This window comes from Solibaculum mannosilyticum, assembly GCF_015140235.1.
Classification (GTDB): Bacteria; Bacillota; Clostridia; order Oscillospirales; family Acutalibacteraceae; genus Solibaculum; species Solibaculum mannosilyticum.
Genome location: NZ_AP023321.1, coordinates 1,788,419 through 1,803,267 on the forward strand (window position 1 = coordinate 1,788,419; position 14,849 = coordinate 1,803,267).

At 49.2% G+C, this 14,849-nt stretch carries 14 protein-coding genes and 1 tRNA gene; 11 read left to right on the top strand and 4 right to left on the bottom strand.

Features of this window, described 5'->3' with window-relative positions:
• Positions 1-47 precede the first annotated feature (47 nt).
• Both ligD and ku read right to left on the bottom strand, forming a co-directional pair.
• Positions 48-1,001 carry a non-homologous end-joining DNA ligase gene (gene ligD / locus C12CBH8_RS08500; protein ID WP_099322529.1) on the bottom strand — a complete coding sequence of 318 codons (954 nt, stop codon included), beginning with the start codon at positions 999-1,001 and terminating at the stop codon, positions 48-50.
• A gap of 21 nt (positions 1,002-1,022) precedes the next feature.
• Positions 1,023-1,739, bottom strand: coding sequence for a non-homologous end joining protein Ku (gene ku, locus C12CBH8_RS08505; protein ID WP_246441419.1), 717 nt, complete (start codon positions 1,737-1,739; stop codon positions 1,023-1,025).
• A 147-nt stretch (positions 1,740-1,886) separates the two neighbouring features.
• On the opposite strand from ku, the gene C12CBH8_RS08510 reads away from it, so the two are divergent.
• The 4 genes from C12CBH8_RS08510 (at position 1,887) to C12CBH8_RS08525 (ending at position 4,975) form a co-directional block, all read left to right on the top strand.
• Positions 1,887-2,054, top strand: a complete 168-nt coding sequence (locus C12CBH8_RS08510; RefSeq protein ID WP_178097144.1) for a hypothetical protein — start codon at positions 1,887-1,889, stop codon at positions 2,052-2,054.
• A 399-nt stretch (positions 2,055-2,453) separates the two neighbouring features.
• Positions 2,454-3,620 carry a DNA polymerase III subunit beta gene (locus tag C12CBH8_RS08515; RefSeq protein WP_215533005.1) on the top strand — a complete coding sequence of 389 codons (1,167 nt, stop codon included), beginning with the start codon at positions 2,454-2,456 and terminating at the stop codon, positions 3,618-3,620.
• A gap of 27 nt (positions 3,621-3,647) precedes the next feature.
• Positions 3,648-3,965, top strand: coding sequence for an AAA family ATPase (locus C12CBH8_RS08520; protein ID WP_215533006.1), 318 nt, complete (start codon positions 3,648-3,650; stop codon positions 3,963-3,965).
• 113 nt (positions 3,966-4,078) lie between these two features.
• Positions 4,079-4,975, top strand: coding sequence for an AAA family ATPase (locus C12CBH8_RS08525; protein ID WP_215533007.1), 897 nt, complete (start codon positions 4,079-4,081; stop codon positions 4,973-4,975).
• A gap of 361 nt (positions 4,976-5,336) precedes the next feature.
• Here the strand turns inward: C12CBH8_RS08525 and C12CBH8_RS08530 are convergent.
• Together C12CBH8_RS08530 and C12CBH8_RS08535 are read right to left on the bottom strand one after the other, a co-directional pair.
• Positions 5,337-5,413: transfer RNA gene (locus tag C12CBH8_RS08530), tRNA-Met, on the bottom strand.
• An 80-nt stretch (positions 5,414-5,493) separates the two neighbouring features.
• Positions 5,494-6,324: a DUF368 domain-containing protein gene (locus tag C12CBH8_RS08535; RefSeq protein ID WP_099322545.1), complete on the bottom strand. Its 831-nt coding sequence runs from the start codon at positions 6,322-6,324 to the stop codon at positions 5,494-5,496.
• Positions 6,325-6,653: 329 nt separating this feature from the next.
• Here C12CBH8_RS08535 and cas3 point away from each other — a divergent pair, with 329 nt between their 5' ends.
• The 7 genes from cas3 to cas2 are packed head-to-tail and all read left to right on the top strand — an operon-like array spanning position 6,654 to position 14,740.
• The gene (gene cas3, locus C12CBH8_RS08540) at positions 6,654-9,128 is read left to right on the top strand and encodes a CRISPR-associated helicase Cas3' (RefSeq protein ID WP_215533008.1); all 2,475 of its coding nucleotides are present in this window, start codon (positions 6,654-6,656) and stop codon (positions 9,126-9,128) included.
• Between the two features lie 44 nt (positions 9,129-9,172).
• Positions 9,173-9,892, top strand: coding sequence for a type I-C CRISPR-associated protein Cas5c (gene cas5c, locus C12CBH8_RS08545; RefSeq protein ID WP_090264436.1), 720 nt, complete (start codon positions 9,173-9,175; stop codon positions 9,890-9,892).
• On the top strand, positions 9,889-11,874 hold the full coding sequence (gene cas8c, locus C12CBH8_RS08550; protein ID WP_215533009.1) for a type I-C CRISPR-associated protein Cas8c/Csd1: 1,986 nt from the start codon (positions 9,889-9,891) through the stop codon (positions 11,872-11,874). Before cas5c ends, cas8c begins: the two co-directional genes overlap by 4 nt.
• Positions 11,875-11,908: 34 nt before the next feature.
• Positions 11,909-12,751 carry a type I-C CRISPR-associated protein Cas7/Csd2 gene (cas7c, locus tag C12CBH8_RS08555; RefSeq protein ID WP_215533010.1) on the top strand — a complete coding sequence of 281 codons (843 nt, stop codon included), beginning with the start codon at positions 11,909-11,911 and terminating at the stop codon, positions 12,749-12,751.
• Positions 12,741-13,415 carry a CRISPR-associated protein Cas4 gene (gene cas4 / locus C12CBH8_RS08560; RefSeq protein WP_215533011.1) on the top strand — a complete coding sequence of 225 codons (675 nt, stop codon included), beginning with the start codon at positions 12,741-12,743 and terminating at the stop codon, positions 13,413-13,415. The genes cas7c and cas4 overlap by 11 nt, the downstream gene beginning before the upstream one ends.
• On the top strand, positions 13,412-14,443 hold the full coding sequence (gene cas1c, locus C12CBH8_RS08565; protein ID WP_215533012.1) for a type I-C CRISPR-associated endonuclease Cas1c: 1,032 nt from the start codon (positions 13,412-13,414) through the stop codon (positions 14,441-14,443). The genes cas4 and cas1c overlap by 4 nt, the downstream gene beginning before the upstream one ends.
• Before the next feature lie 6 nt (positions 14,444-14,449).
• Positions 14,450-14,740 (top strand): CRISPR-associated endonuclease Cas2, encoded by a 291-nt coding sequence (cas2, locus tag C12CBH8_RS08570; protein WP_215533013.1) that lies wholly within the window; start codon positions 14,450-14,452, stop codon positions 14,738-14,740.
• Positions 14,741-14,849 lie beyond the last annotated feature (109 nt).

Here is a 14,849-nt window from a genome sequence, read left to right on the forward strand (position 1 = left end):
TCAAAACCAACAACTAAAGATAAGCTCCTGGATTAAGATCCAGGAGCTTATCTTGTCTCTATGCATTCTTCCGTGGTTTTGTCCTCCCTCAGCCCCTTAAAGACCGGCTGCCGCATCCCGCCATTTGCCGTCTTCTCCATATAGCTGACGGTGCATACCATGGAGGGCCCAATCCACACAGCATCTTCGTTTCCATGCCCTTGGGGAACCTCAAGGGGCGGGCCAGACGCCTGTGGCTGTTCCAAAATCTTATGAAAGGGCGCTCCCCCTACGCCAAGGGTCACATGGCCTTTGTAAACCAGCCCTCCCGTTTCTGCGTATTGCCCCAGCACCAGGCTGGTCATGTGGTTGTCCTTCTGGATGTAGCCGCATACCACAAAGTCCTCGTCCTGGAGGTTTTTGATCTTTACCCAGTCCTTGGTCCGTTTGCCCTGGATGTAGATGCTTTCTTTCCTTTTAGCAACAATGCCTTCCAACTGTTGTTGCTTGGCCAGCTCGTACAGCGCAGCACCCTTACCTTCAAAATACCGGGATACCGCAATCCTTTCGTTCTCCTTGACTGCTTGTTTTAAGATCCGTTTTCGCTCCATGAGAGGTTGGAACATCAAATCCTGCCCATCCGCCCAAAGGCAATCAAAGGCCACAAAGGTGGCCGGGTGTTTCTTGGCCGCCAGTTCCAGACGGAACCGGTTGCCCATCAGGCTACGGCGCTGGATTTCATAGAAATTTGGTTTCCCATCTACCAGTACCAGCAGCTCCCCATCCAGGATGCATTTCTTTTTGACCTGCCGGTGCAGCTGCCATAGTTCCGGTACCTTTGGATTCAGGATCATGTTCCGTTTGTTGCGGAGCTCCGTGGTTTTCCCTTTCGGGTCCAAATAGGCAATGCAGCGTTCCCCATCCCACTTCACTTCATAAAGATAACCGGGATGGTCAAAGGGGGCTGTATTTTCTGCAATCAGCATGGGATGCAAGTTTTTGCGGTCAAAAAGCGATTCCATAAAAATTTCTCCGTCATTCGATTAAGAAGCATTTCCGGCCTTGGCTGTTTTCTTCCTACCAGGACCTCTTTTGGACGGCGTTTTCCCTTTGTCCCCCATCTGCTTTAAAGAGGCTTCCAGCGCATCCATGATGTTGATGACGTTGGAGGGCTGCTGGCCGGGCGCTTCGGTAATCTCTTTCCCATTGATCTTTGCCTCGATGATTTCCCGAAGCCGCACCTGGTATTGATCGTGATAGAGGGTTGGATCGAAGGCTTGCGACATCCCCTTGACCAAGGCTTTGGCCATGGTGAGTTCTGCTTCCGGTAATTTTGGATGGGCCGGTTCCTTGGGCATCGCTTTTACCTCGTCGTGGAAAAAGAGGGTTTCCACTAAAATCCCCTGTTCGGTTGGGATCAGGCACAGCAGCTTTTCGCTCTGACCAATGACGCTTTTGGCAATGGCCACTTTCCCTTCCTCCAGCATGGCTTTACGGAGCAGCTCATAGGTTTTGTCCCCTCCAGCCTCCGGAACCGCATGATAGGTTTTGTCATAATAAATCGGACATATTTCATGGATGTCGGCAAAGTGTAGGATTTGGATGGTCCGGTCTTTAGGAGTTTTGGCCTTCTCGAAATCTTCGTCGGTCATTGTCACATACCGGCCGGGCTCAAACTCAAACCCCTTGACGATGTCTTGGCTCCCCACCTCTTTGCCGCAGCTTGCGCATACCTTATTGATAGTCCATACGAATATCAATATGGAGCTGCACTTGCTATTCTTGATACCCTAGCTACATATACCACTAAAATATGCGAAGAATCGTCCCTGTCACTTTCAGTCAAATATTCAGGAATGGTAACTAATCAGCCACATCAATTTTTAGAATTATGTGAGAATTATGTCATGAAAGCAATTCCTCGTGATTTGGTGCAACTAGATGAATTATGGGACAAGCTGGGTGAAATCAAAATTAATCTAGTCAATTTAACAAAAGTAGGAGCTGTATACCTGCTGGGATATCATCAGACGTTATCCTTATTGCAGAAAAAAGGGTATAAACATAGTTTTTGATATCCTAACTATGTATGGATTTATGTAATTCTTGACAGTTATTGAAGAAGCAGATATACTAAACATGTTTTAAGGTCTGATGGATTGCCCTTGTTATGAGGGTAGTGGTTTGATGTACGAGGCTGGGCGCAGTATGCCCAGCCTTGTTTTTTTATCTGCAAAATAATTACGGTAATGGCAAAGATCGACCGGCTTAGTGACATCTAAGCCGGTCTTTTTTTGTTTCATTATAAAAAACGATTAAGAAAGGACAGTGAAAAATGATTGCTTCCCCATCTATGGATACCAGAAAGGTAAAGGAACAATTAGATCTACAACGGAAAATTTGGAGTACACAAAGCTATGAACAGGCGCTGCATCTAATCGGCAGCTTTGTGGAACTCCAGGAGGTGCAATATTATGATCGTACAAATTAACAGGGAGCTTCTTCACCAGGCTGCGAAGGTCGCAGCAACGGCGGCCGTTGTCAACCGGGATATGCCGGAAATCAGCGGAATTTTAATGGAAGCAGATGAGGATATCGGAGAAATTCAACTGACGGGAACCAATATCCGCACTTTTATCCGCAAACGGCTGCAAGGGAAAGATGTGCATATCGAAAAAGGAGGCCGTATTGTTCTCAAAGCAAGGCTATTTGTAGAAATGCTTGCCCGGCTGGATGGAGAAGTGGTGTCTTTCAAACAGTATGGTCCGGAAGTTTGGATTTCTTCCGGTTCCGCCACCTATACGGTTGTGTCCATGTCGCCGGATGCATTTCCAAAATTCGACGTCCCCTTTCCGGAAGAGACGGTTTCCATCACAGGGATCCACAACCTGCTTCGTCGTGTCCTATATGCAGCTTCCTGCCAAGATAATCAGCCTACCTTACAGGGAATCTCCATAGACTTACAAAAGGAGTCGTCCCGTGCAAGCGCCGCCGATGGATACCGGATGGCCGCAGGTTATTCTCCGCATTGTTCGGATGGCGAACTACACGTGGTATTGCATAACAAGGCTGTACAAACTTTACTTAGGATTGCTCCAAAGAATGATCCTTTGTACGTAGGAGTTGTCAATCGATACGCCGTGTTTTTTAACCGGGAAATCTTATTTGCTACCATGCTTTTAAATGAGCCTCCTGTACCGATTAACGCCGTACTCTCTCATATCAAGCCTTCCGCCTATGCGCTGGTGGATGCAAAGAATTTTTTCTCCGCCTATTATGTAATTGCCAACAGCTTTCGAGCAACCGATGATCTATGTGTAAACCTGAAGGTTCTAGAAGCCACGGCCTTTATTGGCGCAGAAACGGGATCAGGAAAAGTGCAGGCGAAAGTAAAGGCAGAGAAGGCAAAACCGACTTCCCTAGAAGGATCCAACTATAGTCCTCGCTTGCTAGTCGATTTTCTCCAGCGCGCTTCCGGGCCTTTGGAGCTTATTTTTGACGAAACGGGCTTTCTGATCCTGAAGGCCAATCAGAGTTTTTGCGCCGTGCCTCCCCGCGGCCCTGCCAGGACACAAGCGCCGGAAAAGAAAAATGGAAAACAAGGTAAGAGAAAAGGAAAGAAAGAAGATATCGCCGCCTAGATCCATCTATAGAAAGGACAAAAACAGATGTTACGAGACAAGATGATCGCAATTATGGAGTATGTAAACAGCCAGGAAGCGGAACGGGAAGAGCTGGTACACGCCATTGCCCTGGCTTTGCTGACCAGAAAAAACCTATTCGTTTTAGGGGATACCGGGCAATCCAAATCCCATGCCGTTACTCTCTTTTGCCGGCAGATTGAGGACGCCAAAATGTTTCTGACGGTGATGAGCAAGCAGACCGACCAGGAGCAATTGTTCGGCCGATTGGATTTATCCAGCTTGATTCCGGGAAATGTATCCCAGCGGACCTTGGATCGGGATCTGGGGCTATGCCCAGCTTAAGGAACAGCTGGCATGCTGCCGTCAAAATCCTAACGATTTAACCGCTTTGAAGGCCGCTGCCCAAACCCAGCAGAAAATGGAGATTCTTCGCAAGTGCCTTAGCGAATGGCACGGTGGCCGTACCGAGTATCACTATCGGTAAGATTCCAGAAACCCATATATGCTTCCTGGATGAGCTGTTCAAGGCGAACGAGGGCCTTTTGGACTCCTTGCTGATGGCGCTTAACGAGCGCCAATATGTCAACGAAGGGGTTGTGATGTCCATTCCAGTTGTAAGCTTCTTTTCCGCCTCCAACGAAATCCCCAACTTTAACAATCCGGAAGAACGGATTCTCAAGGCCCTTTACGATCGGTTTGATCTAAAGGTACATACCCACTATGTTCAGAACAAAACAAAGCGAATAGAGGTTCTGCATAAGAAACAGGATACCTCTCCCCAAAAGCCCTTTGACGAAACTATTACCATGCAGGAACTTGTATTCATGCAGGATGAAGTCCGGCAAGTTACTATATCCAAAAGCATCAATGAGTTGTGGGACAATATCCTGTGTGAACTGCGTAAAAAGGAAATCCATGTGTCCGACCGTACCTACTTTAATTACAGTGAATTGGTCAAGGCCGAGGCATGGCTGCAAGGACGGGATCAGGTGCTGCCGGAAGACATGAGTATCTTGGTCAACTACCTTTGGAACCGGCCGGAAGAAATTCCGGTTGTGGAAAAGGCGATACAGGATATGATCGAAGACCCTATGGGGGATCAGATCCGGGATATCCAAGGACGGGCTTATGGATACTTCGACGAATTTTCCAAAGACAGCAATAAAAACAAAGCCTTAGTGCAGCTGCGTCGGAATCTATTGGGCTGCTATGACCAAGCAACGGCTTTGAAGGATAGCCTTCCCGATGATTCATCCGCGCTGACAGCCTTCAACAGTTTGATCGACACATTGGAAAATTTGAGCCGGGAGGCTTATAACTGCAACTCGTGCCTTACAATTGGACGATGTTGATCTAAAGACGGTATCGGAAGCCCTCGGCCATGCGAAAGCTTCTACGACACTTAACATGTACGTCCATTTGGAAGACAAAAAGAAGCAGGAAATGGCGAGAAAATTTAACCGCATGTCCAGTAGAAAAAGGTAAGGTTTTTACTGGATAAGAAACATCATAAGCAAAAGAAATATGGTGAGGGATAAGCAATATATATTGTGGTATCGGTATACCCATTTAGTCGCAATGGAAAGAAAGGAGGAAAAATGAAGGATCAGACAAAATGCTTGCAGAGAAAATCAAAAAGAGAGAAAGTGATTGGATAATAAACCAGGGAATAAAAGGAAAAAGCTCATGAAACTTAGGTTTCATGAGCTTTTTTGGTTGCGGGGGGCGGATTTGAACCACCGACCTTCGGGTTATGAGCCCGACGAGCTACCGGACTGCTCCACCCCGCGATATCAGCACTCTTAACGAAGAGTGCTTTATTATTATACACAACCCATTGATAAATTGCAAGTGTTTTCTTAAAGAATTTTCAAGATAACTTTTTTTCAGCTTTTTTATTCCTCTGAGGTATGGTACTGAGGAGATACGAAAAAATCAGTCCCGCTATCATCAGAAGCAGAGAAATTATAGTTGTCATATTTCCTTCAAAGGGAGGCACAATGGCCAAAACCGATCCTGCTAAAAGGCCAAAGACAATGTAACTCATAATACCATAGGCCCTTTGATACAAATAGGAAACCAACTTGGCAAACAATAAAATAGATACTACCAATCCTAATGCAATAGGCAGCATAGACAAGATATCAAAAGAAGTCAAAATATGGAGAAGCGTTTCATAAGCGCCCAACGCCATCAAAATAAAAGACGCGCTAATTCCTGGAATAATAGTTCCAAATCCAATGATGGCTCCGCTCAGAAACAACATGATAAAAGATTCATTCATCGGTCCGGATGACACTGGATTGATCTGGTTAAGAATTGCCAGTACCGCGGTTACAATAAAAGCTACACCTGCCCATATCAAATAGGACTTGCGAAACCCTCTGTCATTGGCTTGGCGTACCACTGCTGGAAAGGTTCCGATCATGAGTCCAATAAAGAGACAGCGGATCTGTGTATTATAATTTTCAAAAAGGTACTGGATGACATTACTAAATAAAAGGACTCCCAGTGCACCTCCCACAATCAGAGGCCATAAAAATTTTATTTTCTCTTTGAAATTTCGATAAAAATGGGCGACTGCGTCTGTGAGTTTATCGTAGATCCCAAAGATAACGGCAATAGAACCTCCACTGACGCCGGGGGCAATGGATCCGATGCCGATCAAAAAGCCTTTCGCAATATTTTGGATTGTCTTCATGCCTGTAAATTCTCCTTCACGTCGTTACTCTGAGAGGATTATAACATAAATGATTGCCGAATCTATGGGGGAAAAGGTTTGTTTTCAGAAATTTAAAAATGAAATTTTTTTGTATATAGATACCTGTTACATATAAATCCTGATGTTTTTCTAGTTTCGACATTTTCTTCAGGCGTATTTTTCACAATTTGCGCCACAAAAAATATTATTATTCGACAAAAATTATACTATTTTTCAAAAATATAGTGTGATTTATCCTCACACCGTGTATACTATATTTAGCATTAGGAATCTATCGCTTTCAATTTTATATGCGGGAGATTGATACAATGAAAATTCTTGCCCATCTCTTCGAAGATTTTCCTCCCTGGAATGAGCAATCTTTGACCGATCATTGTCGATCGGTTGCCAAGCTTGCCAGCGTTTCATTGGAATCCATCGGATTGAGCCAGCTGGGGTATCTCTGCGGTCTGGTTCACGATATGGGAAAAGCTTCCCCTGATTTCCAAACCTATATCCGTTCTGAGGATTCTTCCCTACGAGGAAAAATTAATCACAGCACGGCCGGCGCAAGGTATATCTGGGAGCGTTGGGGACAGCATCCCGGTCCCACTCAACTGGCTGCTCAGATCGCTGTCATCTCCATTTTATCCCACCACGGCCATCGGATCGACGTCCTGAGCCCTAACGGGGAATTTGTGATGAAGAAACGCCTTTTTCCTCACAAAGATATCGCATACGAGAAAACCCGTGATCTTTTTCTCAGCCAGTGCATCCCCGCTTCCGAGATCGAACAGGCTGTAACGCAGGCGTCTTATGAGCTTACCTTACTGTGTGACAAAATAAAATCGTGTGTCTTGGGACATTCTCCCAAAGACAACCTCTTCTATCAGAGCCTTCCTGCAAAAGAAAAGGCCGATGAAGAAAACTACTATATTCACCAGTCTCTCCGGTACTTTTTAGGCCTCATCAGTCGCCTTGCCTTCAGCGCCTTGGTGGATGCTGATTGGGAGGACACGGGAGCTTTTGGGGAACATCGATGTCCTCAACCGGTTTGGGAATCGGTCCCTTGGGATTTCCTTCAGTCCCATCTGGAGGACAGGCTGTCGGCTCTCCCCCAAAAGGGACGTCTTACTCCCTATCGCCGCCAGATTTCCGATCTCTGTTTGTCCGCCGCCCAGCGTGGTCCGGGGATCTATCGCCTCAGCGCCCCTACCGGCGGCGGCAAGACCTTCGCCTCACTTCGGTACGGTATCGCCTGCTGCAAAAATCAACATGCGCCCCATCTCTTTTACATCGCCCCCTTCCGCTCCATTCTCAGCCAGAACGCCGGGAGCATTCAGAGTGTTCTCCCCCACGAATACAGGGATTCTCAATCGTCCCCCCATCCCTGCGTTTTGGAGCATCATTCCGATGTGACGGTGGATTCCAACACCCAAGAGGGTGAAGCAATGATCCGTCACATGCAGAGGTGGGACCGTTGTCCGGTGGTATTGACCACCACTGTCCAGCTGCTCAACACCTTATTTGCTGCACCGCGCCAAAACGTCCGGCGAATGGCGTCTTTAGTCGGATCGGTCTTGATCTTCGATGAGGTGCAATCCATCCCTGCAAAAATGCAATACCTTTTTAATATGGCCCTCAATTTTTTAGCGGATGTTTGTGGCTGTACCATTTTATTGTGCACCGCCACTCAGCCTGAGTCTCAGCACCTGGCCTTTCCGCTATGGCCTATGCCGCAGCCTGATTTAGTCCCTTTTTCAGTCGATCGAAACGAAGCGTTCCGCCGGACTAGAGTCCTTAATATGGTCTCCTCTCCGGGCTACAGCTGCAAAGAAATTGCCCAACTCACTTTAGAAAAGCTGAGAGACGCTCCTCATATCCTCGTTGTGCTCAACACAAAGCTGGCTGTGAGGAATTTGTACCAGGCGCTTCGGGAAGCGGCTCCTGACTGTCAGCTTTTCCATCTCAGCACCTCACAGTGCTCCTCTCACAGGGAACACTGCATCCGGGAAATCCGGGATGCCCTTCCAGATCCGCAAAAGCCACTGATTTGCGTCAGCACTCCGCTCATCGAAGCCGGCGTGGATTTGTCCTTCGACTGCGTCATCCGCAGCTTGGCCGGGCTGGACAGCATTGCTCAGGCCGCCGGACGGTGCAACCGTCACGGGGAAAGCGATATCCGGGACGTCTTATTGATTCAATGCCGGGAGGAAAGCCTCAATCGTCTGCCCGACATCCGCTGGGGACAGGAGGCTACTCTCGCAGTTCTCGACAGCCATCCCGCCGATCTCCTCTCCCCGGAAGCCATCCAAATGTATTACCACCGTTATTTCCTCACCGAACAGATGAAGAATACCATGGGGTATCCTCTTCCAAGCGCCTCTTCTGAGAGCCAGACTTTATTCGATCTCCTGGGATACAATTCCTATGGCCTGGAGGCATGCCGAGAAGAAAACGGCGGCATACCGTCCCTGCCCCTTTGGCAGGCCTTTGAAACTGCGGAAACTGCTTTTGAAGCCATTGAAGGCGGCGGACACACGGTGCTTGTCCCTTATGGAAAAGGGGAAGAGCTCATTGAGAAACTGGCGTCCAATCCGCCTATCTATGAAATAGGACGCATTTTGAGAGAAGCACAGCCTTTTTGCGTCACACTGTTTGAACACGAATACAAGTCCCTCTGTGAAAAACAGGGGCTTTATCCCCTGGCAGGCGGTTCCATCTACGCATTGCAGCCTTGTTTCTACGACGACGCCATAGGCGTTTGCTTGGAGCCCTGCTCCTCTCCCCTGCTTTTTGTGTGAAGATCGCTCTGACAGATACAAAAATAGAAAGGAGACATGTCTTTATGGAACATCCAAACACCGTCACTTTCCGGGTCACTGGACGGTTCGCTCTGTTTAGCGATCCCATCACCCGGGTGGGCGGTGAAAAATACAGTTATCCTGTGCCTACCTACCAAGCCCTCAAGGGCATTTTGGAAAGCTGTTACTGGAAACCCACCTTTTGCTGGATCATCGATCGGGTGCGCATTGTCAACCCTATCCGCACCCAGTCCAAGGGCATCCGTCCCATTAAGTTTAACGGTGGAAATGAGCTTTCCATCTACACCTATCTACAGGATGTGGACTATCAAGTAGAGGCCCATTTCGAATGGAATGTCCATCGTCCCGATCTCGCCTGCGACCGCAATGAAAACAAGCATTATTTTATCGCCAAGCGCATGATTGAAAAAGGAGGACGTCGGGACATCTTTTTGGGTACAAGGGAATGCCAAGGATATGTGGAACCCTGCGTCTTCGGAGAGGGCGGCGGCGCTTACGACGACACGCAAGAGCTTTCCTTCGGCATGATGGTCCATGGTCTGAGCTATCCGGATGAAACCGGTGGAAGCCAGCTGGAGGTCCGGCTCTGGCAACCGGTGATGCGCAAAGGCGTCATTGAGTTCATCCGTCCGGAACAATGTCCCATTCGCCGTCCTGTGAAAAAGATGGTTGCCAAAGACTTTATTCCCGGGCAGAATATGGATCCTTGCGATGCATTGGCCCAAGAGGAGGGATGGGTATGAGCTGGCTTCAGACGCTATATGACACCTATGAGAATAACAGCGGGCTCATCGGCAAATTAAACGAGGGAAAAACACCCCTTCTCCCCATCTGCCACACCACACAACAGGTACAGGTTACCATCACTTTGGACGGTTCGGGACAATTCCTAAGGGCAAAGGGCAACGTCCCGGAGGAACGCACCACCATCATCCCCTGCACGGAAGCCTCCGGCAGCCGTACCAGTAAACCCGTCCCTCATCCTCTCGTCGACAAGCTCCAATACATAGCCGGGGATTACAACCAATTTGGCGGCACCAAAAAAAGCTGTTGGTCGGATTATCTCGCTCAGCTGGGCGACTGGTGCCATTCTCCCTTTGCTCATCCCGACGTCTGTCTTGTGTTTCGTTATGTGCAGCAGGGGCATCTCATCGCCGACCTGGTGGACGCCGGGGTGTTGTTCTGCGGTTCGGACGGGAAGCTTCTCTCCCGCTGGGAGGATGGCAATCCTCCCCTTATCTTTCAAAAAACGGCCAGTGAACAGCTGGAATCCTTTGTCCGCTTTGAAATCAACGACGGCGTCCGACTACCCGTCCGACTGTGGGAGGACCGCTCGGTATGGGACTCCTTCCAGCAGTACCAAATGACCTTGCTGACGTCCAAAGACTGGTGCTACGTCCAGGGAAAACAGATGCCGGTCTCCTCTCTGAACCCGTATAAAATCCGCAATGCTGGAGACCGAGCCAAGCTGGTATCGGCCAATGACAGCAGTAATTTCACCTATCGCGGCCGCTTTTCCCAGCCGGAACAAGCCTTTAGTCTTGGATACGAGACCAGCCAAAAGGCCCACAGCGCTCTGCGTTGGCTCATCGGCCTCCAGGGATTCCTAAACGGCGATCAGGCCATTGTGGCCTGGGGAACCAAAAATCAGCCGGTGCCAAATTTATTACAGGATTCTTTGGATTTGTCGGAACAGGCGGACTGTTCCTCTGACGGTGTCTTTGGCTCTCTTCCCGTCGAACCGCCTCAGCGTGTCCCTCATACCCGCCGGGAATATGCTGTCCGCCTCAGCAAAGCCATTGCAGGCTATAAGGGACATCTGACCGAGTCAGATCATACCGCCATTATGATGGTGGATTCCGCTACGCCTGGGCGTCTTTCCATCCGGTACTACAGGGAAATGCCCGGTTCCGAGTTGATTGAACGCGTCCAGCGCTGGCACGATGAGCATTCCGGCTGCACCTGGCTTTTAGAGTACCGGTCGGTGGCCGAGCCAAGTCAGGACGCAAATAAGAAACCCAAGATGGTACACGTCAAGTTTTGGGGCGCACCCTCCCCTGTGGACATCGTCAAGGCTGCCTACGGCGAAAGGGTGGACGATAAGCTGAAAAAGAACACCATTGAACGCGTCTTGATCCCCTGCATCATCGATCAAGCACCTCTGCCCCGCGATCTCGTATGGAGCGCCGCCCGCCGGGCCTCCCGTCCGGAAAGCATGGAGGAATGGGAGTGGCATAAAACGTTGAGTATCGCCTGTGCACTGGTCCGGAAATATGAAAATGACCGTCAGAAAAAGGAGGTATGGACCATGTCTTTAGACCGTGAATCCCGCCATCGCGACTATGTATTTGGACGGATGCTGGCTTGTGCCCATCAGATTGAACAGTACGCCCAAAAGCTTTCCAGCGAAAAGCGTTCCACCAATGCTCAGAAATTCCAGCTGCATTTCAGCATGAAACCGGCTTCCACTTGGGAGCAGTTGGAGCATCGTCTCCAGCCTTACCGGGCCCGGTTGGGACCCAAGGCCGACTGGATCGAACAAGAACTTCAAAACGCCATGGACAAGCTCTCCATCTCGGATATGTCCGATCAGTCCCTGGGCCCGGTGTATCTCTTGGGATACAGCCATGAGACCATGTTTTTCAGCCAGGAGATGCAGCGCCGTAAAGAGTTAAATCAGGCAAAAAATACCCCATCATCAGAATCCGACGATATTCTCGATTAAGCAGAGATGTGAAATAGGAAAGTGAGGAATTGATATGGAAACGTTATCCCATAAAATTGACTTTGCACTGGTGTTGGCCGTTGACCACGCAAATCCCAACGGGGACCCGTTAAACGGCAACCGTCCCAGGGAAAACTACGACGGTCATGGAGAGATCTCAGACGTATGTCTCAAACGCAAGATCCGCAACCGCATGATGGATTTGGGACAACCGGTCTTTGTCCAATCGGACGACCGGTGTCAGGATGGATTCCACAGCCTTCTGGACCGCGCCAAATCCAATGAGGTTCTGGCAAAGGCAAAGGCCAAAGACAGCGTCATGTATGCGGCTGAAGCTTGCCGCACATGGTTGGACGTCCGCAGCTTCGGCCAGGTGTTTGCCTTCAAAGGAAGCGATGTCTCGGTGGGCGTCCGCGGCCCGGTGTCCATCCATCCCGCATTCAGCGTGGATCCTGTGGACATCACCAGCCTTCAGATTACCAAAAGCGTCAACAGCATCCCGGGCGATAAAAAATCCAGCGACACCATGGGGACCAAGCATCGGGTGGACTTCGGTGTATACGTCACCTACGGCTCCATCAACTGTCAGCTGGCTGAGAAAACCGGCTTCTCGGACGAGGATGCATCCATTGTAAAAGAGGCTTTGCTCACTCTGTTTGAAAACGACGCTTCTTCAGCGCGTCCGGAAGGCAGTATGGAAGTGGTCAAGCTGATCTGGTGGGAACACAATTGCAAATCCGGCCAATACTCCTCCGCCAAGGTGCATCGCTGCCTAAAAGTAGAACGCAAGGTGGAAACGCCTCACAGCATTGATGATTATTCCATTACCGTCTGCCCGTTGGAGGGCTTGCAACCCGAGGTGCTGGATGGAAGATGAAGAAAACTGGCTACAGATTTCCGGTATCCAACACTTTGTTTTTTGCCGCAGACAGTGGGCGTTAGCCTATTTGGAAGGCATTTGGAGTGAAAACCTCCGCACGGTTGAAGGACATCTCCTTCATCAAAGAGCCCACGATTCCTCCCAGTCGGAAAAGAGAGGCGACAAACTAATCCTCCGGGGACTTCGGGTCTTTTCCGCACAGTTGGGTGTCAGCGGCGAATGCGATGTGGTGGAATTTACACTGGATCAAAACGGCGTGCCTTTGGCTGGATATGAAGGGAATTGGCAGCCTTATCCGGTTGAGTATAAGCGGGGAACTTCCAAGCAAATGGATGCCGATCGGTTGCAATTGTGTTGCCAGGCCATGTGCTTGGAGGAAATGCTGTGCTGCGATATCCCATCGGGCGCCCTGTTTTATGGGGAAAGCCGCCGTCGTGAAGTGGTGTCCTTCTCCTTTGAGATGCGGGATACCGTCAGAAAGATACTCTCGGAAATGCACGATTATGCGCGGCGCGGTCATACGCCGCGGGTAAAGCCTTCCAAAGCCTGCAACGCTTGCTCTCTTAAGCTTCACTGTCTACCTGCTATTCTCAGAGGTCGACAGGACAGCGCCTCCTCCTATTTGAAACGCCATTTGACCGAAGAGGAGGGCTGCTCATGAGAATTTTGCTCAACACTTTATTTGTCCTCTCGGAAGATGCTTATCTTTCGTTAGACGGCGAAAATGTAGTGATACTAAAAGAGGAAGGGCCTGTCTCCCGTTTTCCGCTGCACACATTGGAAGCCATTCTCTGTTTTTCCTATAAAGGAGCTTCCCCTGCTTTGATGGGCGCCTGTGCGCAAAGGAACATCTGTCTTTCCTTCTACTCTCCCAGAGGAAAGTTTTACTGCCAGACAGCTGGACAATCCCTGGGAAACGTTCTGCTTCGCCGGGAACAGTTCCGTCGCGCCGACAGCCCTTTGGCCTGCCGGGATCTGGCCCAGTTTTTCTTAACCGGTAAACTCTACAATTCCCGCTGGGTATTGGAACGCACCATTCGGGATCACGCTTTACGAGTGGATGTGGATCGACTAAAGGACGTCAGCCGGATGCTCGGTTCTGCCATCAAGTCCTTACAAGACCAGCCGAATACCGACGCTATGCGAGGTGTGGAGGGCGCTGCGGCCAGTCAATATTTCAGCGTATTTGACCACTTGATCCTTCAAAACAAATCCGATTTCTTTTTTCAGGGTCGATCCCGTCGTCCGCCTTTGGACAGGATGAACGCAATCCTCTCCTTTGTCTATACATTACTTGCTTCCGACTGTGCCGCTGCCTTGCGAGGTGTTGGACTCGATCCTTATGTGGGTTTCCTTCATACCGATCGATCGGGACGTGCTTCTCTTGCTCTGGATCTTATGGAAGAACTACGCCCTGTCTTAGGGGACCGCTTTGCACTGACTTTGGTCAACAGCCGCATGATCCATCCAAACCAGTTTGAGCTCCAGGACAGCGGCGCTGTATTTTTAAACGAAGCGGGACGCAAAGCCGTTTTGTCCGCCTGGCAGGAAAAAAAGCGGGATACATTGACCCATCCGTTCCTGAGGGAAAAGATCCCCTGGGGATTGGTCCCTTATTTGCAGGCGCTTCTTCTCTCCCGGTATCTTCGCGGCGATTTGGACGCTTATCCACCATTTCTATGGAAGTGAAATAAAATGCTGGTTCTCATCACTTACGACGTCAGCACGGATACTGCTGCCGGACGTAAACGGCTTCATAAGGTCGCTAAAACCTGTGTGAACTGGGGTCAAAGAGTGCAAAACAGTGTGTTTGAATGCAAAGTGGATGCCGCTCAATATGCACAATTAAAAGATCTTTTATCACAGATCATTGATCTGGAAAAAGACAGCATCCGTTTTTATAACTTGGGAGACCGCTATCATAGACGTATTGAACATATGGGAATTCGTTCAGGATATGATGTTGAAGGTGTCTTGATGGTGTGATATTTCCTATTTCTCCCTTATGTTATCTCTGGTGCGACAGATAAGCTATCAGAAAATTGCCTAGTCTTTCGCACCAGATTAATGGATGATAACCATCCTTTTTCCCAAG